The sequence below is a fragment of the Rhizobium sp. B21/90 genome (assembly GCF_019355815.1).
Classification (GTDB): Bacteria; Pseudomonadota; Alphaproteobacteria; order Rhizobiales; family Rhizobiaceae; genus Rhizobium; species Rhizobium rhododendri.
Genome location: NZ_CP072162.1, coordinates 1643192 through 1662451, shown reverse-complemented (window position 1 = coordinate 1662451; position 19260 = coordinate 1643192). Strand labels below are relative to the sequence as shown.

Below are 19260 nucleotides of genomic sequence, written 5' to 3'. Positions count from 1 at the left end.
ATCGGGGCCGGTTGCCGGCCCCGATTCCGGCTCAGGCGGGCCTCACCCAGGAACGCACGGTCGTGCCGCCGAAAATCACCTCTTTCGGCAGATCGAAGATGAAATACGGGTTGAACGCCGGCGGCGCACCGATCGAATCGAGGCGATGAAGGTGATCCCCCGTCAGTACGATCTCGAGCGAGGCTATGTTTTCCGTGAGTTGTCCGGCGCGGCTCGCCCCGACGAGCACGGAGCCAACGCCCGGACGCTGCATGAGCCAGGCGAGAGCGACCGCCGCCATCGGCCGGCCCAGTTCGGCCGCAACCTCCGTCAGCACATCGACCACCGCGAAGTTCTGCTCGGTAAACAGGAGCCCCCCGAACGGATTGTCACCGTTGAGGCGGCCATCGCTTTCGCCCTCGCCGCCATCGCCGGCGGTGTCCGGAATTGCCCCAGCCGGCCCGGCACGGCTCAGCATGTCGCGGCCGTATTTGCCGGTCAGCAGACCCGCAGCAAGCGGGCTCCATGGCACGAGGTCCATTCCGAGTTCGGCAGCCGCGGGAAGAATGTCGAGTTCGACGCCGCGATCAACGAGCGAATAGGCATATTGCAGGCCGATGGGCACCGGCAGGCCATGGGCAGCAGCCAGCGTCGCGAGCTTGGCGACATACCAGGCCGGCGTGTTCGAGAAACCGTAATGCAGGATCTTTCCGCTCCGGACCGCATCTGTCAGCGAAAGCAGCACCTCTTCTGCAGGCGTCGTGCGATCCCAGACATGGATCCAGTACATATCGATATAGTCGGTCTGCAGCCGTCTCAGCGATCCCTCGATGCCGAGCCGGATGTTCTTGGCACCATTGCCGCCATGGAGAGGCGTGCCCTGGCTCCGGGAAAAGCCCGACTTCGTTGCGATCACCACCCGGTCGCGCAATCCCGCCTCCGCGACAAACTCCCCCAGCATCTCCTCGCTGCGCCCGCCGGAATAGACATCCGCCGTATCGAAGAAGTTGCCGCCGGCAGCGATGTAGGTATCGAAAAGCTCGCGCGATGCCTTGCTGCCCGAACCCCAGCGCCCGGCGCCGAATGTCATGGTGCCGAGCGCAAGAGGGCTGACGATGAGGCCCGAACGTCCGAGCGTGCGATAGCTGGTGAGATCCATGGGAATATCCTTCCGGTTTGACGTCTTGCTGCGCTCACCCTACAGCACGCCGCAAACCTCGATTATCCGTTGCACGCCGCATGAACTTATGAGCACACTGCATCAATGGAACGCGGCGAACTGAATGATCTGATGGCCTTTGCCGCCGTGGCGCGTGAGCGCAGTTTTACGCGGGCAGCAGCAGCGCTGGGAATTTCGCCCTCGGCTCTCAGCCATGCGATCAGGGGGCTCGAAGAGCGGCTTGGGGTCAGGCTGCTGGCGCGCACGACGCGCAGCGTCGCGCCGACCGATGCCGGACAGCGGCTGCTGCAGCACATCCAGCCGGCCTTTACACAGATAGAAGCCGGGCTGGAAGCGCTTGGCGAATGGCGCGACAGTCCGTCGGGCAAGGTCAGGCTGACGACCTTTTCCTACCCGGCCCGGACCATTCTCCGCCAGAAGCTCCCGACCTTTCTTCTCGACAACCCCGATGTCGAGGTCGAGGTCGACATCAATGACCGGCTGGTGGATATCGTCACCGACGGTTTCGATGCCGGCATTCGGTTCGGGGAAACCGTGGCGAAGGACATGATTGCGGTGCGCGTCGGCCCGGATCTCAGGACCGTTGTCGTCGGCACGCCGTCATATTTCGAAAACCACAGGAAGCCCGAGGTGCCGGGCGACCTAGAAGGACACAACTGCATAGGCTACCGGCTTGCCAGCGCCGGCGGGCTCCTGCCATGGGAATTCCAGTCAGGGGCACGCGAGATCAAGATCAGGACATCCGGATCCTTCGTCGTCAACGATGGCGACCTCGCCGCTGCAGCCGTTCGCGCCGGCGCAGGCCTCGGCTACGTCATGGAAGACGACGTCGCCGACGACATCGCCGCAGGCAGGCTGATCCGCGTCCTCGATGCATGGTGCCCGCCGTTCCAGGGCTGCTATCTCTACCACCCCAGCCGCCGCCAGACCCCACCAGCCCTGCGCGCCCTCATCGCTGCGCTGAAGGAGGAGGCGTGATCTCATCCGAGGTCATGTAGGTATGCATCGCGGACCTTCCGGCGCGAACATTGCCGTAATGGCATCCGGACGCTCTTGCAGAGACCACTGAGCCTAGCTGCGGGCGTAACAGCTGAGATCAGACGTATGAATCGCCGCAGGCGTCATGATTGTCCTATAATTGTAATTTGCGCAGTCACGGTGTGTTGCTACGCTGAAGCTGGATGCCGACCGCTCGAGCACGCCTTTCGACGGACCGTCCGAACCTATTCCCGCTCTATGAACGATCCACTCCATGTCGTTGGCCTCTGTCGCAAGATATTGCATCACCGCTTCGTTGTCTTCATGCTGACCGATATAGGCGCGGGCCAAGGTGTTGCGTATCGTCCAGAAGAGTGGAGAAAGTCTCCCGTTATAGGGTCTGCTCAATCCTCCCGCCTGGTAGAGAAAACGCTTTACGCCGTGCCGCCGCATCGAGGGGACAAGCCTTTTCACGAAGGCGGTATTGATCCTGTCGGTCCTCTGGAGCTTGACATCGCCGAGCATCGAAATGACGAAATCGACCCCGCTCACCAAGGCATCCGTGTCGATCGGATCCGTGATCGAACCCTGACGCACCTCGAGGTTCGCAGTTGCAACGCCCAGCTTTTCCGGAGACCTCGCCAGTGCCCTCACCCTGTGGCCGCCCGCAAGAGCCAGGGAAACGAAATGCTTGCCCGTACCGCCAGTGGCGCCGAGTACCAGAAAAGTCGATTGTTGGGTCATCCATGAAATCCGTTCGTTAGTGCAACCACGCCCCGGCATCATAGGAGTGAGGCCCTTGCCGCTTGGCTCCGAGTCCAAAGCCTGCCGCCATCGTTCGCATACAGCCGGCTGCTCCCGTGAGGAAACTCGCGTCTTTCGCTCCCATTTCCGTGAGTTGAAATTAGACCGGGATCTCCGTAGGTTCTATGGCATGGAATCCACATTAGTATCGCGATCGTCCATTCTGGCCAGCCATCCGCTCTCGGACGTGCTGTCACTGGTGAAAACGCGCGGCTATATGTCGGGCGGGTTGGATTTTGGCGGCAACTGGTCCTACGCCTTCGCGGCGGATTCAGCCTTTCGCTGCTTCGCGATCGTATCCGGCCAGTGCTGGCTCTCCGTTGCGGATGGACCGGACCCTATCCTGCTTAGGGAAGGAGAGTTCTTCGCCCTGCCCCACGGCCACCGTTTTTCCCTGGCAAGCGACCCGGCAATCGAGCCGGGCAACATCTATGACGAGGTGGACGGTCCCCTCAACGGGCGCGTGCTTCAAATCGGCGGCGGCGGTAGCTGTTGCCTGTTCGGTACCATTTTCACGTTCAGGCAGGAGCTGTCGAGCCATCTGCTCAACGCCCTTCCCGAGATACTGCATATCGGTGATGGCGCGGATCGATACGCCCTCAAAACCTATCTGGACCGGATGATGGCGTTGCTGAGGCATCCGCAACCGGGAAGCGTTCTCGTTGCCGAATACCTTGCCGAGACGATGTTGGTCGAGGTTTTGCGGCTGCACCTCGCGCAACAGGCAGAGATCGGCATAGGCTGGCTGTTCGCCCTGTCGGATAAGCGCCTTAACCGAGCCGTTACCGCCATTCACGAACAGCCCGGCCACAGATGGAGCGTTCGGCAACTCGCAGAGCGCGCCGGCATGTCCCGCTCGGCCTTCGCTTTCCGGTTCAAGGAGAAAGTCGGAGTATCGGTGATGGAGTATGTCGTGCAGTGGCGAATGATGCTCGCAGCGGACCGCCTGCTGACCACCCCGGACACTATAGCCAACATAGCCAGCAACCTCGGATACGATTCCGAAAGCGCATTCGTATTCGCATTCCGCAGGGAAATTGGCTGCACACCGCGCCAGTACAGCCGCCGAGCCGCGCGCGCGGCCTAGCCTTTGCCAATGCGGCCGTGATGGCTGGCAGGGGTCAGCGAGCGTGAAATCTCAGCCCGCCCGTCTGGCAGCACCACATAGCTTTACGACGCCGAGAATTTTACCGTTACGCCGCGCTGGCGAAAGTAGGCCTGCATCAGCTTTCTGCCTGAACGATTGTTCTGCACGAGCCGTGAAGGGTCGAATACGGCCTCTTTCAGGCCTGCTCGCGTCAATGCTGCCTTCAGATCCGCGATATGTACGTCGATATCGGCATTGTTCGCCTGAAGCGATTCATAAACCCGGTTTGTTGCATCTGCTACGGTTGGTTCGCTCACGATCACTCCGGTCGCCGTCTGTTTGGCGATTGCTAGGTTTTTCGTAAGCGCTTAGCCGACAGCGTCTGCCTTATAATTCCAGGGCATTAGCAGCTCGATATCGGCGGCGGGCCAACCGTTTGCGATGCGCGTCAGCGTCTGGGAAAGCCAGGCAAGCGGATCGACGTTGTTCATTTTCGCTGTTTGCAAGAGTGTGGCGATCGTTGCCCAAGTCTCTCCACCGCCTTCGCTTCCCGCAAACAAGCTATTTTTTCTGGTAATTGTCTGTGGCCGGATCGCGCGTTCGACGATGTTGGAGTCTATCTCGACACGGCCATCATTCAGGAAGTGCTCCAGCGCCTCTCGGCGTGTCAGAGCGTAGCGGATTGCCTCGGCTGTCTTGGACTTCCCGGAGACTTTGGATAGCTCCTTTTCCCACACCTGGAAGAGATCGGCGACGATGCCAGCGGACGTCTCCTGACGACGCCTTGCGCGGGTCTCGGCGTCGCTGCCGCGGATCTCGTCCTCAACCTGCCAAAGTCCCGTCATCGCGGTGATCGACGCTGTCGCGGCGTCATTGATGCCACCGACGTGCAGTTCATAAAACTTGCGGCGGACGTGCGCCCAACATCCGGCCAGCTTGATCGTTTCATTGCTGCCGGACTTGGCGCGTTCTTTGAGCATGCTGGTATAGGCCGAGTAGCCGTCAACCTGCAGGATGCCGCTGAAGCCTTCGAGATGACGCGCGACACACTTCCCACCCCTGCTGACTTCGAAGCGATAGGCAACCATAGGCGGGCCAGACCCGCCAAAAGGTCGGTCATCGCAAGCGTAGGCCCATAACCAGGCCGTCATTGTCTTGCCAAAGCCTGGAACCAGCGTCGGCAAGGTCGTCTCGTCCGCAAATATCCGCTCGCTGGCTTTGATACGCTCCAAGATGTAATCCGAAAGGATCCGCAGCTCGAAGCCCAGATGCCCCATCCATTGGGCCATCAAGGAGCGGCTGAGAACCACGCTGTCGCGCAGATAGATCGCCTCCTGGCGATAAAGCGGAAGACCGTCGCCGTATTTGGAGACAGCGATATAGGCCAGCAACCGTTCGCTCGGCAGGCCAGCTTCGATGATATGCGCGGGTGCCAAAGCCTGTAGCACACCGTCACGCTCCCGGAACGCGTATTTGGGGCGGCGTGTGATGATGACCCTGAACTTCGGCGGGATGACATCGAGCCGCTCTGATCGATCTTCGCCGATCAGAACCCTCTCCAAGCCCTGGTATTCTTCTGGGATCTCCGGCTCGATGACTTCCTCTATGCGCTCCAGATGGGCTGCAAAACCTTTGCGAGGACGGGCTTGCCTCTTTGGTCGTTCTCTGCCGACCTGGCTGAGTTCACGATCAATCGCGGCAAGGTCAGTCTCGACCTCCTCGAAGGCGAAGTCGATCTGGTCGTCGTTGATCGCCAGCCGCAGACGCTCGGAGCGCGTTCCTTTTTGAGCACGCTGCAAAACCTTTAAGATTGCCGTCAAATTGGTGATCCGCTCGTCGGCCTTCTGTTGGGCAACCTTCATTCGAGCGATTTCAGCATCAGTCGCAGCCTTCTCCGCGTTCAAAGCGATGATCATCGCTTTCAGCGCATCGACGTCGTCGGGAAGGGCGGGACCGGGTAAAATCATGATGCCAGTAAAGCACAAAAGCGGCCGATTTCCCAACACTTACAGCGACATGATTCATCTTGTCGCAGGCAATTCAGCCCGTTGACAGTGGTCGGCGCACTTGGACGGGATGGATCTTTTTCCAATCCATTCCGGCTAGAAGTGCCATCAACTGCGCATGGTCGAGACGGATACGGGCGCTGGACTGCCCTGGCCAGCAGAAGCCATTTTCCTCAAGAATTTTTGCGTAAAGGCAGACACCTGTCCCATCCCACCAAACAATCCGGATCCGGTCTGCTCGCTTCGACCGGAAGACAAAAAGTGCGCCACTAAAGGGGTCAAGGCCGCCATCCCGCACCAGGACCATCAGCGACGCGGCTCCTTTGCGGAAGTCGACCGGTTGGCACGACACGTAGACCACGACACCCGAAGCGATCATGCCTGCCGTACCGCTCTGACAATGCCGCTCAGCAGCGCCGGATCGATCGAGGCGCTGACGCGAAGTGTCGCGTCGCCAACCTTTATCTCGACGGTGTCCGTTCGGACTGCTTCGAAACGGGTAAAGGCCTCGCCATCTCCGGCTGCGCTCAGGCGCTGAACCGAACCAGACGCAAGCGCTATTCGCCGCCAACCAAAAAGCTGCGACGGGTCCATTCCATGAGCACGCGCAACCGCAGACACATTCGCGCCAGGAGCAAGCGCTTCCTCCAAGATCTGAGATTTCTCCTCGTCTGACCACAACTTCGGCTTCCGCCGCGTTCGCACAGGATCAGCCGTCAGAATTTCGAACGTACGACCCTGATTCATATCTTCACTCATAGGTTTCCCAGCATGATTCACACTGAAAATGAGCGATTTTCCTGCTCAATGCTACGTGGGGTAGCCTTAGCGCTTACGGTTTTTCCGCCCCGATCCTATTGTGGTGAAAAGCGCTGGCGTCAATAGGGCAACATGGATTGAAACATTGCGACCGGGTCGGAGAAGCGCGATACACATCATATATTGTGAAACCGGTCAGTGCCCCTGCCTGGCGGGCGATCCACCAGACCGCCCCGCGAGATGTGTCCGATCCGAATTCTACAGTGAATGGCGGCGACGGTCTTTTGCTGTCGGCCGGGCTTCAGACACCGACCTGTCCGCGACAGTGGGACCAACATTCCTGGCGGCGGTGACCAGTCTCGGAAAGTCTAATTTGGCAACAAGCATGCAGCAAACCATCGACAACCTGTTCGGCACGACGTTGTCACCTATGTCTCCGGGTCGGACATGACGAGACAAGAGTCCGCCGCAACACCTAAGTGATTGAAAAGATTCGACGTCACTGTGATTCACGCAACAAACCTGCAATGATTCACGCATCAGCCCGACTATTATGTAATAAAATCAGCAATTTAAGTTTTTACGAAAATTGGCGATTTGTCGCCAAAAATGCCCAAATGAAGCTTCGGGCGCTGTATCGCGATTGTTCGACAACACCCAAATCGACGGAAGCGCTCACCCGAGAGTCGTGCATAGGGATACCCTTTAGTGTGTTGTGAGCGTGGGACAACATGTAGATCTGTTCCCCATAGACCCAGACCCTCGCCACATCAAGGTCGTCATTTAGACTGCCTGGTACGCTCGAAACACTGGCCATAAGATCCACGAGACTGGTACCCATCTTTCCGCGTCGATCGACAAGCGACGTTCTATTTTGAAGTTGCGCACGCACTTCCATTTGCGATAGCGGATCGTCTTGCGTTCGGCGGATATGATGTTGCAGGCCCGTCGTTCCGAAAGACCCATGACGGTCTTCAGATGTGTAACGGCGTCACGCTGGGCGGCGGGCCCTACCATTTTTTGCAAGAAGCTCGCGGAGTGCGGCCGCATCCAGCATCTGCTCGGCCAGCAACTTCTTTAGCCTGGCATTCTCGTCCTCAAGCGCCTTCAGCCGCTTCGCCTCGGAGACTTCCATGCCGCCGTATTTGGCCTTCCAGTTATAAAATGTTGCTTCTGAAATCCCGTGCTTGCGGCAGAGATCGGCAGCCTTCGCGCCAGCCTCCTGCTCCTTCAGCACACCGATAATCTGCTCTTCCGTAAATCTCTGCTTCTTCATTCGTCCGTCCCTTAATAGGCCGGACCCTTACCCATTATGGAGGAAATTCTCAGTGGCAGGTCAGCCGATTATCAAGGACACTCCCGAATGGTAGCCTATCAACCAACTTGAAGAAAGCGTGTTGGCAAGTCCCGCCCATGGGTCTGGATTTTCAAATCATTTCCACAAGGAAATATATTTTTGTCCATGTTTACTTACTTTCGTCGAATGGAATATATTGCTTAAAGGGCCTTTTGGGGTCGGGAGCTTCTCCGCTTGGATAGAGCAGACAATACATTTTGCTGTGATACACGACGGCTAGAGGATAACATGAGTCAGCCGCGCTCATGCCACGAGCAGAACATATACTGAATCCCTTCCCAATATCCTGAGATGTACATTTCTCGCCAGGACAAAAGTACTGTGTTATCCCGGTGTATCCTTTGGAAAAAAACACAACTGGCTTCGAATACATGTCCAGATACCCAACGGTCTCGGCTAGCTTTTTGTAGGCTTTGTCGACATCACTCTTATCGCCAAAACTGAAAGTCGATGGTGTGTCGTTCGTATAGTCGAACTTAGAAACTTCTGTTTCACAGTTCAGAGCGAAAGCCGGTGAGAAAGAAATGATCGCGCCGATCAGTCCGAGAAAGATGACATATTGGTGTGATTTCATCAATTTAGGTCGATCCTCCCACTATCAATAACGACACGCTTCTCGCCGTTTACTTCAATCTCGTCAAAATCCAGGAAAAGTTTAGTGTCTGAGATGGCGATTGAACCGTCTTCGCGCATCAAGACATTTGAATTGCCACAGGTTAGGTGAAGTTCACTGTTACTCTGCAATGCAGTGCTGTTTTGGCTCGTTAAAGAGAGTGTGTCATTGCTCATAAGGTTAATACGTGAACCTGCGTTGACGCTGTAGGACAAACCGACATTCGTCGTCATTCCTGCACCAACATTCACTGCATTAAAAACACCCACGCTCTCGGTCTTGTTCTTCTCGACAATGACCGACATGTTACCTTCGCCCGGATTCAGTATTCCGGGAAAGCCGAGTTTTTTGCCACCTCACCTATTCCGCCGGCCAAAGATGTCAACAAGGAAGTCACTATCCTACCAATGCCGCTTGGCCCCACCGTAAGCATCATGTTTCCGCCAATGACCTCCGTGGTGATTGTTTTCCGCCTCAGTTGCACCAATCGTTGCATTTGTTGCAGCGACCATTGGTTTCGTCAGGACATAGAAAAATGTGGTGGGCCCGGAGAGACTCGAACTCCCAACCAAGCGGTTATGAGCCGCCGGCTCTAACCATTGAGCTACAGGCCCTACCTTGCGCTCTGCGCAATATATCGGAGCAATGGTCCTCCGGTATGTCTTGCCTCTAGCCCAAAACTTGTGTCACGACAAGGGATTGCCGCATTGGCTACACAATCAATCGACACAAGGGTATTCCAGAAGAACAACGGAGGAAACCGATGACCCTGCCCCAGCCAGCCAGACTTGCCTGCAGCGCCTTTGCCGGCCTTGCCCTGCTGACGCTCACCAGCGCGACGGCCTTTGCAGCGGGCGAGCCGCGCCAGGCGCTGATCAGCGTTTCCGGCGAAGGCCAGGCGGCTGTCGCGCCCGACATGGCGGTCGTCACGCTGTCGGTCGTCAAGCAATCAAAGACTGCCCAGGATGCACTCGATCAGGATAACAAGGCGATGGGCGCAGTTCTGGCAACCCTGAAGAATGCCGGCATCGCCGAGCGCGACCTGCAGACCTCCGGCTTTGCCATCCAGCCGCAGTATAATTATCCACCTGCAAAGGACGGCCAGCAGCAACAGCCGGAACTGGTCGGCTACCAGGTGACGAACGGCCTGACCGTGCGCGTGCGCGACCTCGGCAAGCTCGGCGGCCTCATCGACCAGGCGGTCGGCCTCGGCATCAACCAGGGCGGCGACATCCAGTTCGTCAACGACAAGCCGGATGCGGCAATCGAGGCGGCTCGCAAGGACGCCATGGCCAATGCCGCCGCCAAGGCAAAGACGCTCGCCGAAGCCGCTGGCGTCAAGGTCGGCCGCGTCATCGAGATCACGGAAAATGCCGTGCGCGCAGCACCGCAGCCGATGATGCGTCCGCTTATGCTCAAAGGGGCTTCGGACGCGGCCATGCCGGTGGCCGGCGGTGAGAACAGCTATAACGTCACCGTCAACGTGACCTACGCGCTGGAGCCATAGGGCCAGCCGCAACGTTCACGGCAACGCATCAAACGAAAGCCGCCCCGGGTTCGAAAACCCGGGGCGGCTTTTTTTCGTTCGACGGTCAGAGGCCTCAGCGGCCCATCATCGGGCAGCCGCGGACATTGGCGAACATGATGGTGTCGGGACCACGGCGGCTGAAACCGTTGACGACGACCCGGCGCGGCGTCACGTCGACGACGCGGGCGCGGCGCAGGCCGTAATCGCGGGCTATGCCTTCTGCCTGGCGCGGATCACAGCCGCGACCACGGAAGCCGGGTGGCGGCATCGGCGGACGGCCGTAATAGTCCGGCGGTGGCGGACGGTGATGTCCAGGACCGACGTAGATGTCGAGGTTCTGTGCAGAGGCCGAGGTCACCGTGCCGGAAAAGGCACCGGCAATCAGCGCCGCCGTCAGGGCGGCTTTGGCCAGAATAAGTTTCATGTCATCCTCCATGGAGCGTAAATACAATCAGCGCCCACCGCGCCTCCCACGCAATCGGCGCTGGTGCAACGGCTGGAACCGAAAACGGTTCAGAATCAGCCAAAGGCATCTTCCAGTTAAAAGCAAGTCCCGCGAGACGCCAGATCAAATATCGCCACGCGGTGCGGAAAGCCTGTCGTTCTATCGGCGCAGCACGGGGCAATCGGACTGGTTGGCAAACACCATCCGTTCCATGCCATGGTGGCTGCGGCCGACGACCACGACGCGGCGCGGCGTGATCTTGGCAATCTCGGCGCGCCGTATGCCGGCGGCCCGCGCCTTGCGCACGGCCATAAGCGGCGAGCAGATATCGCGGCCATGATGTTGGTAACGGACCGTTTCCGCAGGAGACGAAAGACCGGCAGCAGAGACCGAGGGCGCCATGACCGACACTGCGCTCAACGCAATCAGGCTGGCGGTTCCGAGTTTCGCAAACAGGTTCATCACATTCACTCCGTTTCCTCAATTTCATTGCCCGACGGATCGGGCATGCGGTGAAAACTAGAGGAGCGAGCTTGAACGACAAGCCAACGGCCCGCTCACTTCCTATTCAGCGGCCGTTTCAGAGGCTTATGCGCCGAGATGCAGTATCACCTCGCGCTGGTGCGGCCGATCCCTGTGTTCGAAAAGGTAGATCCCCTGCCAGGTGCCGAGCAGCAGGCGACCGTTGTTGACGGGAATGCCGATGGACGTCTGCGTCAGCGCCGCCTTGATATGGGCCGGCATGTCGTCGGCGCCCTCGGCAGTGTGGATCACCCAGCGCATGGACGGATCGGAGGACGGTGGCACCAGCCGCCGGAAGAAGGCATCGAGATCGGTCCTGACGTCGTCGTCGGCGTTTTCCTGGATGATCAGCGAGGCCGAGGTATGGCGCACGAAGACGGTGAGCAACCCTTCCTCCGCACCGCTGCGGCGCACGAACGCCGCCGCCGCATCCGTGAATTCGTACAGCCCCTGGCCATGGGTCGACAGCTTGAGAACGGTCTGCGGCATGAAAACTCCTTCGCGCACGGTTTCCCGTGAGGTCGGTCGCGGCGGCGACAAAGTCAAGGGCAGCGAGACCGCCGGCCGGCTATCGACCAGCCGGCGGTCTTTTCAGGCCGGTAAACCCCGGCATGTGTCGTGGCGTACCCGCCCCGTTCAGTCGCTGTGGCTTTCGTGAAAGCCCGCGCTGCCATGGCGCCAGTAGCCGGCCGACTTTATCCAGCCGCGCGGCACGCCGCGTTGCTCCACCAGCACCTTGCGCAAGGCCTTGGCGACATCCGTCTCGCCGGCAATCCACACATAGCCGTCGCCATCAGGCAGGGTCAGGTCGGAAAGCGCGGCAAACCAGACGGCTGTGTCGCTTGCAGCCGACAGCGGTCGGTGAAGCCATCTGATGTCGAGGTCTGCGCTACTGGCAAAGGCCTGCTCTTCGGCTGGGCCCGTCACGGCGGCGATAACGATGGCGCGCACGCCAGTGCGCAGTTCCTCCAGCCGTCGGCCGATGGCTGGCAGCGCCGTCTCGTCGCCGACCAGAAGGTACCAGTCGAAATCGTCGGTCACGAGGAAGGAGCCGCGCGGACCGCCGACCCCCAGCCGGCTTCCCGGCACCGCGTTGACGGCCCAGTCGCTGGCCGGACCGGCCTCGTGCACGGCAAAGTCGATCGTCAGTTCCTGCCTGTCGGCATCGTATCGACGCGGCGTGAAGTCACGCACCGGAGACGCGACGACGCCCTCTGCCAGTGGCGTCGCATCCGGTCCGATGGCCGGCCACACCGGTAGCTCCTCGCCGGGTTTGGGAAAGCATAGTTTGACATGGTCGTCATAGCCGGCGCTGACGAAGCCGGCGAGATCCTCGCCTCCGAGCGTAATGCGCAGCATGTCGGGCGTCAGGCGCTCGGTTGCCGTGACGGTCAGAAGGCGGCGGCGCAGTTCGTGGCGAACCCGGCCGATGGCGTGTTTTTCGGTCATGAAATCTCCTGTGGTGGAGGCGGCCTCTAGCCGCGATTGATTTCGGCGACGGCGCGGCGGAGGATGTCTGCCAGCCGGCTCGCTTCGTCGGTGGAACAGCCGCGCTTGTGAAACAGCGCCGTCTTGATCGCCAGCCGGGCCACTTCAAGCGCCTCGTGACCATGGGCCTCTGGGTCCTGACCCGCTCGTGGACCGCGCCCCTCCATCACGTCGCGCACCGCATCCATCTTGGAACCGATATGGGCGAGATCGTCGAGAATACGGTCGGCGCCGGCCCTGTCCGCCGACAGCGCGGAAAGACCGGTCTCGGTGATGCGAAACAGCTTCTTGTTGCCCTCGGCCTCGCAAACCGCATGACCGATCTCGTCGAGATAGGTGAGCGCCGGGTAGATCATCCCAGGGCTCGGTGTATAGAAGCCGCCGGAAATATCCTCGATCGTCTTGATCAGCTCGTAGCCATGGGCAGGCTGTCGGGCCAGCAGCGCCAAAATCAGCAGCTGCAGATCGCCCGAGCTGAGCTTGCGGCCGGCCCGAAAGGCGCCGCTGGCGGCAAAGCCGCCCTCGAAACGACCATGCCCACCCCTGCCACGTCCGTCTCGTCCATGATGATCGCGCATCACCATTTCCTTACGTAAGATACAACAGAAAACATATCTTAAGATATATCGGCATGGAGATGTTCGCAAGCGGAGATCGATCCAGCCGTCCGATGCGAAAGAAGAAAGAAATCCGCCTCCTGGATACAGTTGCGCCGGCCAACGCGATCCTGGGTGAACCGCATTGGCCGGCGCTTGTCAGGTAAAAAGCTTGGACTATTGAAGCGTGCGTCGCTGTGCCTCGGCGACGGCACTGGCTGCCATTTCGCTGTTGGTCTGGCTGCGGTCGAGGCCGGTGGCAACCACGGAGACACGGAATGCGCCATCGAGATTGCGGTCAAAGATCGCCCCGACGACGATATCGGCGTCCTCGTAAACTTCATCGCGGATGCGGGTGGCGGCTTCGTCGACTTCGAACAATGTCATGTCCATGCCGCCGGAGATCGACACCAGCACGCCCTTGGCGCCCTTCAGCGATACGTCGTCGAGCAGCGGATTGGCAATTGCCGCTTCGGCCGCCTTCATCGCACGTCCCTCGCCCGAGGCCTCGCCGGTGCCCATCATGGCCCGGCCCATGCCCTGCATCACGGATTTCACGTCGGCGAAATCGAGGTTGATCAGGCCTTCCTTGACGATCAGGTCGGTGATGCAGCCAACGCCGGAATAGAGCACGCGGTCGGCAATGACGAAGGCATCGGCGAAGGTGGTCTTGGCATCGGCAATGCGAAAGAGGTTCTGGTTGGGAATGACGATGACGGTATCGGCCGCCTCGCGCAGCCGCTCGATCCCCTCTTCGGCAGCTTCCATCCGGCGCTTGCCTTCGAAGGTGAAGGGCTTCGTTACGACCGCAACGGTCAGGATACCGGCAGCCCGCGCTGCAGCGGCGATCACCGGAGCTGCTCCCGTGCCGGTGCCACCGCCCATGCCGGCGGTGACGAAGCACATGTGGGTGCCTTGCAGGTGGTCCATGATCTCGTCGATCGATTCTTCCGCAGCCGCACGGCCGATTTCCGGCAGCGAACCGGCGCCGAGACCTTCGGTGACCTGCGCACCCAACTGGATGAGACGGGTCGCCTTCGACATGGTCAAGGCCTGCGCGTCGGTGTTGGCGACGACGAATTCGGCGCCGCTCAGACCTTCCGCGATCATGTTGTTGATGGCGTTACCGCCGCCGCCGCCGACGCCGATGACGGTGATTTTAGGCCGCATCTCGGCAATGTCGGGCTTTGTGATGATGGCCATGTGTCGTCTCCCGTGCCCACGGCGCGGTGGGCTTTGCTATCCTGGTGCGCGTCGGACCGGTCGCCTGCGACGACCGCTCCGAATCAATTGGCCCAATGTAGCGGGTTAAAAAGGCTAAGAGCAGGCATATATGCAAAAACAGGCGAAAGCCGCGCGGGATTTTTAAAGCCGCTCAAAGCATCGCGCCCGAACGGTTGCTGGCCGCCGACGTGGACCATGTCCGGTTGTACAGGCAGCGGAGGCCGGCCTATGCGGACCGGCCAGGCTGGAGGTCAGGCTTCGACGGCGTGCGTCCAGCCATGCGGATCGTTGGTGGCGCCCTGCTGCATGCCGACCAGCGCAGTGCGCAATTCCGCCGTCAGCTGCCCGGTTTCGCCATCGCCGATGGTGAACTGGCCGTCCGAATGCTTGATCAGGCCGATACCGGCAAGCACAGCCGCAGTGCCACAGGCAAAGGCTTCGCGGAGTTTTCCGCTCGCCGCATCCGCTTGGAACTCCTCGAACGAGTAGCGCTTCTCCTCGACGCGTAGACCCTTGGCCTCAGCCAGCGCGATCACCGATTTGCGGGTGATGCCGGGCAGGATCGTCCCGCCGAGCGGCGGGGTCACCATGCTGCCGTCCTTCATCACGAAGAACACGTTCATGCCGCCGAGTTCCTCGATCCAGCGATGCTCGGCGGCATCGAGAAACACCACCTGGTCGCAACCCTGCTTGGCTGCCTCGGATTGCGCCACAAGGCTGGCCGCATAGTTGCCACCGCACTTGGCAGCACCCGTGCCGCCGTTTGCAGCGCGCGTATAGTGCTTTTCGACCCAGACCGACACGGCCTTGCTGCCGCCCTTGAAATAGGAGCCGACCGGCGAGGCGATGATGCAGAAGATATAGTCATGCGCCGGCCGCACGCCGAGAAAGGCTTCATTGGCGAACATGAAGGGGCGAAGATAGAGGCTCGCGTCGCCCGACGGGATCCACGCCTTGTCAACCCGCACCAGCGTCTCGACTGCCTTGATGAACAGGTCCTCCGGCACCGGGGGCATTGCCATGCGGATGGCGCTGTCGGAGAAGCGTCGTGCATTTTCTTCCGGACGGAACAGCAGGATACGGCCATCGGCAGTCTTGTAGGCCTTCATCCCCTCGAAGATTTCCTGCGCATAATGCAGCACGGCGCTGGCCGGATCGATCGACAACGGCTGGCGAGCGGTCACCTTGGCGTCGTGCCAGCCCTTCTCCGTGGTCCAGCGGGCAAGCACCATATGGTCGGTGAACACCTTGCCGAAACCCGGTGTCGCCAGCGCCAGCGCACGGTCGGCGTCGGAGACCGGCGACGGGTGAAAATCGATCTTGATATCGGCAATCTTTGAAGTCGTGTCCATTCCATCCACCTTGTAACGCAGCGATCGACCCTGCCGCCCGCCAATGATTCACGGGACAATAACGGGGAATTCCGCAAATGGGCAGTGCTGCCTTGGCCAAAAACGTCGTCAAATCGCGTTATCCGCGTGGGCAGAGCGTCAATGACGCCCTCGCGACATTGCCCTCTGAGGCGAACCGGCGATAGATGACGGAAAGAGCAAGGGAGTTGTGCATGCGATTGGGATTTGTCGGAACCGGCGCAATTACCGAAGCGATCGTCACCGGTGCGCTCGGTGCAGATCTCGCCATCGCATCTATCCTCGTGTCGCCGCGCAATGCCGATGTCGCAGCCAGGCTCGCTGCCGCCTCTCCCCTCGTCCGTGTCGCCAAAGACAACCAGACGGTGGTCGATGGCGCCGACATGGTGTTTCTCGCCATCCGGCCGCAGATCGCCGAGACTGTTGTGCGGGCTTTGGCATTCCGCGCCGACCAGCACGTGGTCAGCCTGATCGCAGCGACGGACCGGACCGCCCTTTCCGACTGGATCGGTACGGACCTGCGGCTGACCCGGGCGATCCCGCTGCCCTTCGTCGCCGAGCGGAAGGGCGTGACAGCCATCTTTCCGCCGGACGAAGACGTCGCCGCCTTTTTCAACGCGCTGGGATCGACCGTCGAGGCAAGGACCGAGGAAGAATACCAGCTTCTCGGCTCAGCCAGCGCCATGATGGGAACCTTCTTCGGCATTCTCGAGATCAGCAGCCGCTGGCTGGAAGCGCAGGGGATGCCCTACGACCAGGCGAAGAGCTACCTTGCGCCGCTGTTTGCCAGCCTCGCCGATACCGCCGCCCGGCCGCAAGCACCGGATTTCGACGTGCTGCGCGGTGAATTCTCGACCAAGGGCGGCCTCAACGAGCAGGTCTTTGCCGATTTTACAGCCGCGGGCGGTGCGAAGGCGCTGACCGAAGCGCTCGACGGCGTCCTCGCCCGCATCAGGGGGAAGTAGACATCGGGAGAAGCCATCCCGTTCAGCGCTGGCTGGATATCGCGCGGTATTCGGACTTCAAAAGCCCCATCATCGCCATATCCCATCTTTCATCGCCGACACGGGCGCAGGAGCGACGCACGCCTTCATGCACGAAACCGAGCTTTTCATAGGTGCGGATCGCGGCGCTGTTGAAAGTGTAGACGTTCAGTTCCAGCCGCTCCATGCCCTCGATGGCAAAGGCATGTGTAACGACTGCCGAAAGCATGGACAGGCCAAAACCACGACCGCGTTCTTCAGGCGCTATGGCGACGCGCGCCGGGCGGCCCACACCATTTCGGCGATCCAGCGCCAGTTGCACGTGGCCGACGATGCGGCCATCCAGCGCCCGCGCCGTCCAGATCAGCCGCTCGGGCGCTTCCCCTTGCGTCTCGGCCAGCATCGCCTCGCACTGGGTGATATCAAGCGGAAACGCCAGCGTCGGACCCGCCCACTGGATCAATTCGACCTCGGTACCAAACCAGCCAATCAGTGCCTCGAAATGCCGCGGCGCAAATGCCTCGAGGGTTACTGCCTCAGCCATTCAAAGTCTCCACCTTGGCGAGCGCCGGGAACAACCTCATCCACGCCAGCACCACCACGATTGTTCCAATACCGCCGATGACGCCTGTCGCCACCGGCCCGAGGGCCCCGGCCAGCATACCCGATTCGAATTCACCGAGCTGGTTCGACGTGCCTATGAACAGCGAATTCACCGCATTGACCCGGCCGCGCATCGAATCCGGCGTCAGCAGCTGCACCAGCGAACTGCGCACCACGACGCTGACCGTATCGGAAGCGCCGACCACCAGCAGCGCCAGCACGGAAAGCGCGATGTTGCCAGACAGCGAGAAGACGATGGTCGCAACTCCGAAAATGGCGACGGCGAGCAGCATCGTCTTGCCGACCCCGCTTTGCATCGGCCGGCGCGCCAGCACGATCGACATGGCAAGCGCGCCAACGGCCGGTGCCGCCCGGAGCAGGCCAAGCCCCCAGGGACCGGCCTTGAGGATGTCATGGGCGAAGATCGGCAACAGCGCCGTTGCCCCGCCGAGCAGCACCGCAAACAGGTCCAGCGAGATAGTGCCGAGCATGATCGGCCGGCTGCGGATGAAGGCGACGCCGGCAAACACCGAGCTCAGGGTGACCGGTGCACGGGCCACCGGTGCCCGACGCGCCATGCGGATGGAGATGACGTTGAAGCTGGCGACGGCAAACAGCACAGACGCCATGACAAAAGGCGCGACCGCGTCGAGGCCGTATAGCAGCCCGCCGACAGACGGGCCGATGATCAGGGCTGTCTGCATCATCGATGTCGAGGTGGCGATGGCTTTCTGCAACAGCGGCGCGGGCACGATATTCGGCAAAAGCGCCGCCATCGTTGGCCGCTCAAAGGCCTGCACGGCCCCGAGCACAGCAACGGCGGCTAGGATGCCGGCGGGCCCGAGCCAGTCGCGCCAGACGGCGATGGCAAGCACCACCGCCGTGACCGCCTCAACGATCTGGCAGGCAAGACCGATGCGACGCCTGTCGAAGCGGTCGGCAACATGGCCGACGACGAAGGTGAGGATGACCATCGGCAGGAACTGGCAAAAGCCGACAAGCCCGAGCGCATAGGCACTGTGGGTCTGGTCGTAGATCATCCAGCCGAGTGCCACGGTCACCGCCTGGAAGGAAAGTTGCGAACAGACCCTGGACGCGACAAAGGAGAGATAGGCAGGGTTGCGCAGCACGCTACCCCCGGCAGGTTGATCGCTGTCCATCGAATGTCCTCGGGAACACCGGCCGCCTGATACAGGTCGGCGCGGAGACTGCTATGGGAGACTTACTTCTCCTGCTCCGCTCGAAACATCGATTTGTCAATTCACGAAATCCGGCGTCTCTCCGAAAGACACGACGGCGACGTCGTGGAGCGCAGCTGTCGACAGCCTCTCAAGGCGCGCCCGAACCACCGCGTTCCGGCGGACGCTCGAGAGAAGAGCCGGGCAGGATGTCGTCGAGCGTTTCGAGCAGTTTCTTCACTTGATCCGAGCGGCACGAAAAATAATCCGTATCCGCCCGCTTGGTACAGATCACCAGTCCCGCACCGCGAAGCGCACCGAGATGCTTGGAACATGCCCCGCTGCCGATACCCGTTATTAGCGCCAGCGCATTGAGCGGCAATTCACGCTTCAGCAAGATCCTGAGGATCAGCAGCCGGTCGCGATCTGCAAGTGCCGCCAGCAATGCCGCGCCCTGCTCGAAAAAAGCACTGTCTCTCAAGGGTCCATCTAAAGGCATCAAGGCTCCGCGATCATAAACGCTGCCGTACTCGTACGACCGATGTGAATGCCGGCTAAGG

21 protein-coding genes, 1 tRNA gene and 1 pseudogene are annotated in these 19260 nt (G+C 60.5%); 4 read left to right on the top strand and 19 right to left on the bottom strand.

The window, feature by feature from the left end:
• Positions 1–31: 31 nt before the first annotated feature.
• Complete coding sequence (locus tag J5278_RS07915) at positions 32–1138, bottom strand: aldo/keto reductase (protein WP_209184248.1); 1107 nt, start codon at positions 1136–1138, stop codon at positions 32–34.
• A gap of 105 nt (positions 1139–1243) precedes the next feature.
• On the opposite strand from J5278_RS07915, the gene J5278_RS07910 reads away from it, so the two are divergent.
• Positions 1244–2137 (top strand): LysR family transcriptional regulator, encoded by an 894-nt coding sequence (locus J5278_RS07910; protein ID WP_209184250.1) that lies wholly within the window; start codon positions 1244–1246, stop codon positions 2135–2137.
• A 93-nt stretch (positions 2138–2230) separates the two neighbouring features.
• Here the strand turns inward: J5278_RS07910 and J5278_RS07905 are convergent, their stop codons facing one another.
• Positions 2231–2881, bottom strand: coding sequence for an NAD(P)-dependent oxidoreductase (locus tag J5278_RS07905; protein WP_209184252.1), 651 nt, complete (start codon positions 2879–2881; stop codon positions 2231–2233).
• Between the two features lie 55 nt (positions 2882–2936).
• On the opposite strand from J5278_RS07905, the gene J5278_RS07900 reads away from it, so the two are divergent.
• On the top strand, positions 2937–4028 hold the full coding sequence (locus J5278_RS07900) for an AraC family transcriptional regulator (protein WP_209184254.1): 1092 nt from the start codon (positions 2937–2939) through the stop codon (positions 4026–4028).
• 83 nt (positions 4029–4111) lie between these two features.
• Here the strand turns inward: J5278_RS07900 and J5278_RS07895 are convergent, their stop codons facing one another.
• From J5278_RS07895 to J5278_RS07865, 7 genes and pseudogenes are all read right to left on the bottom strand, one after another.
• Positions 4112–4348 (bottom strand): hypothetical protein, encoded by a 237-nt coding sequence (locus J5278_RS07895; RefSeq protein WP_111223012.1) that lies wholly within the window; start codon positions 4346–4348, stop codon positions 4112–4114.
• Between the two features lie 48 nt (positions 4349–4396).
• Positions 4397–5995 carry an IS66 family transposase gene (locus J5278_RS07890; protein WP_209187040.1) on the bottom strand — a complete coding sequence of 533 codons (1599 nt, stop codon included), beginning with the start codon at positions 5993–5995 and terminating at the stop codon, positions 4397–4399.
• A gap of 73 nt (positions 5996–6068) precedes the next feature.
• Positions 6069–6413 (bottom strand): IS66 family insertion sequence element accessory protein TnpB, encoded by a 345-nt coding sequence (tnpB, locus tag J5278_RS07885; RefSeq protein ID WP_209187038.1) that lies wholly within the window; start codon positions 6411–6413, stop codon positions 6069–6071.
• Positions 6410–6793, bottom strand: a complete 384-nt coding sequence (locus J5278_RS07880) for a transposase (protein ID WP_209187039.1) — start codon at positions 6791–6793, stop codon at positions 6410–6412. The genes tnpB and J5278_RS07880 overlap by 4 nt, the downstream gene beginning before the upstream one ends.
• A gap of 900 nt (positions 6794–7693) precedes the next feature.
• Positions 7694–8069: pseudogene (locus J5278_RS07875) on the bottom strand (transposase); the annotation flags it as partial.
• A 654-nt stretch (positions 8070–8723) separates the two neighbouring features.
• On the bottom strand, positions 8724–9068 hold the full coding sequence (locus tag J5278_RS07870; RefSeq protein ID WP_247749153.1) for a hypothetical protein: 345 nt from the start codon (positions 9066–9068) through the stop codon (positions 8724–8726).
• Positions 9069–9301: 233 nt separating this feature from the next.
• A tRNA-Ile gene (locus tag J5278_RS07865) sits at positions 9302–9377 on the bottom strand.
• A 149-nt stretch (positions 9378–9526) separates the two neighbouring features.
• Here J5278_RS07865 and J5278_RS07860 point away from each other — a divergent pair.
• Complete coding sequence (locus J5278_RS07860; protein ID WP_209184260.1) at positions 9527–10270, top strand: SIMPL domain-containing protein; 744 nt, start codon at positions 9527–9529, stop codon at positions 10268–10270.
• A gap of 94 nt (positions 10271–10364) precedes the next feature.
• Here the strand turns inward: J5278_RS07860 and J5278_RS07855 are convergent, their stop codons facing one another.
• From J5278_RS07855 to J5278_RS07825, 7 genes are all read right to left on the bottom strand, one after another.
• Positions 10365–10715: a hypothetical protein gene (locus J5278_RS07855; RefSeq protein WP_142823270.1), complete on the bottom strand. Its 351-nt coding sequence runs from the start codon at positions 10713–10715 to the stop codon at positions 10365–10367.
• 180 nt (positions 10716–10895) lie between these two features.
• Complete coding sequence (locus J5278_RS07850; RefSeq protein WP_247749154.1) at positions 10896–11198, bottom strand: hypothetical protein; 303 nt, start codon at positions 11196–11198, stop codon at positions 10896–10898.
• A gap of 126 nt (positions 11199–11324) precedes the next feature.
• Positions 11325–11747: a secondary thiamine-phosphate synthase enzyme YjbQ gene (locus tag J5278_RS07845; RefSeq protein ID WP_142823272.1), complete on the bottom strand. Its 423-nt coding sequence runs from the start codon at positions 11745–11747 to the stop codon at positions 11325–11327.
• A gap of 147 nt (positions 11748–11894) precedes the next feature.
• On the bottom strand, positions 11895–12707 hold the full coding sequence (locus J5278_RS07840) for a siderophore-interacting protein (RefSeq protein ID WP_209184261.1): 813 nt from the start codon (positions 12705–12707) through the stop codon (positions 11895–11897).
• Positions 12708–12733: 26 nt separating this feature from the next.
• Positions 12734–13324, bottom strand: coding sequence for a PadR family transcriptional regulator (locus tag J5278_RS07835; protein WP_209184263.1), 591 nt, complete (start codon positions 13322–13324; stop codon positions 12734–12736).
• Positions 13325–13519: 195 nt separating this feature from the next.
• On the bottom strand, positions 13520–14545 hold the full coding sequence (gene ftsZ / locus J5278_RS07830; RefSeq protein WP_111222763.1) for a cell division protein FtsZ: 1026 nt from the start codon (positions 14543–14545) through the stop codon (positions 13520–13522).
• 272 nt (positions 14546–14817) lie between these two features.
• Complete coding sequence (locus J5278_RS07825; protein ID WP_209184264.1) at positions 14818–15918, bottom strand: branched-chain amino acid aminotransferase; 1101 nt, start codon at positions 15916–15918, stop codon at positions 14818–14820.
• A 212-nt stretch (positions 15919–16130) separates the two neighbouring features.
• Between J5278_RS07825 and J5278_RS07820 the strand changes: the two genes are divergently transcribed.
• A complete protein-coding gene (locus tag J5278_RS07820) occupies positions 16131–16901 on the top strand; it encodes a pyrroline-5-carboxylate reductase (protein WP_209184271.1) in 771 nt (256 codons plus the stop codon).
• Positions 16902–16923: 22 nt separating this feature from the next.
• Here J5278_RS07820 and J5278_RS07815 read toward each other — a convergent pair whose 3' ends face one another.
• From J5278_RS07815 to J5278_RS07805, 3 genes are all read right to left on the bottom strand, one after another.
• On the bottom strand, positions 16924–17463 hold the full coding sequence (locus J5278_RS07815) for a GNAT family N-acetyltransferase (RefSeq protein WP_209184274.1): 540 nt from the start codon (positions 17461–17463) through the stop codon (positions 16924–16926).
• Entirely contained in the window at positions 17456–18682 is a 1227-nt protein-coding gene (locus tag J5278_RS07810) for an MFS transporter (RefSeq protein ID WP_209184275.1), read from the bottom strand. The genes J5278_RS07815 and J5278_RS07810 overlap by 8 nt, the downstream gene beginning before the upstream one ends.
• A gap of 169 nt (positions 18683–18851) precedes the next feature.
• Positions 18852–19181, bottom strand: coding sequence for a helix-turn-helix transcriptional regulator (locus J5278_RS07805; protein WP_247749155.1), 330 nt, complete (start codon positions 19179–19181; stop codon positions 18852–18854).
• Between the last annotated feature and the right edge of the window lie 79 nt (positions 19182–19260).

Coding starts and splice junctions, on each gene's coding strand:
- J5278_RS07845 (WP_142823272.1), bottom strand. CDS start 11,747: ATGCCGCAGACCGTTCTCAAGCTGTCGACCCATGGCCAGGGGCTGTAC.
- J5278_RS07870 (WP_247749153.1), bottom strand. CDS start 9,068: ATGTCGGTCATTGTCGAGAAGAACAAGACCGAGAGCGTGGGTGTTTTT.
- J5278_RS07850 (WP_247749154.1), bottom strand. CDS start 11,198: ATGAACCTGTTTGCGAAACTCGGAACCGCCAGCCTGATTGCGTTGAGC.
- J5278_RS07860 (WP_209184260.1), top strand. CDS start 9,527: ATGACCCTGCCCCAGCCAGCCAGACTTGCCTGCAGCGCCTTTGCCGGC.
- J5278_RS07825 (WP_209184264.1), bottom strand. CDS start 15,918: ATGGACACGACTTCAAAGATTGCCGATATCAAGATCGATTTTCACCCG.
- J5278_RS07815 (WP_209184274.1), bottom strand. CDS start 17,463: ATGGCTGAGGCAGTAACCCTCGAGGCATTTGCGCCGCGGCATTTCGAG.
- ftsZ (WP_111222763.1), bottom strand. CDS start 14,545: ATGGCCATCATCACAAAGCCCGACATTGCCGAGATGCGGCCTAAAATC.
- J5278_RS07915 (WP_209184248.1), bottom strand. CDS start 1,138: ATGGATCTCACCAGCTATCGCACGCTCGGACGTTCGGGCCTCATCGTC.
- J5278_RS07880 (WP_209187039.1), bottom strand. CDS start 6,793: ATGAGTGAAGATATGAATCAGGGTCGTACGTTCGAAATTCTGACGGCT.
- J5278_RS07910 (WP_209184250.1), top strand. CDS start 1,244: ATGGAACGCGGCGAACTGAATGATCTGATGGCCTTTGCCGCCGTGGCG.
- J5278_RS07890 (WP_209187040.1), bottom strand. CDS start 5,995: ATGATTTTACCCGGTCCCGCCCTTCCCGACGACGTCGATGCGCTGAAA.
- J5278_RS07835 (WP_209184263.1), bottom strand. CDS start 13,324: ATGCGCGATCATCATGGACGAGACGGACGTGGCAGGGGTGGGCATGGT.
- J5278_RS07905 (WP_209184252.1), bottom strand. CDS start 2,881: ATGACCCAACAATCGACTTTTCTGGTACTCGGCGCCACTGGCGGTACG.
- J5278_RS07855 (WP_142823270.1), bottom strand. CDS start 10,715: ATGAAACTTATTCTGGCCAAAGCCGCCCTGACGGCGGCGCTGATTGCC.
- J5278_RS07840 (WP_209184261.1), bottom strand. CDS start 12,707: ATGACCGAAAAACACGCCATCGGCCGGGTTCGCCACGAACTGCGCCGC.
- J5278_RS07810 (WP_209184275.1), bottom strand. CDS start 18,682: ATGGACAGCGATCAACCTGCCGGGGGTAGCGTGCTGCGCAACCCTGCC.
- tnpB (WP_209187038.1), bottom strand. CDS start 6,413: ATGATCGCTTCGGGTGTCGTGGTCTACGTGTCGTGCCAACCGGTCGAC.
- J5278_RS07820 (WP_209184271.1), top strand. CDS start 16,131: ATGCGATTGGGATTTGTCGGAACCGGCGCAATTACCGAAGCGATCGTC.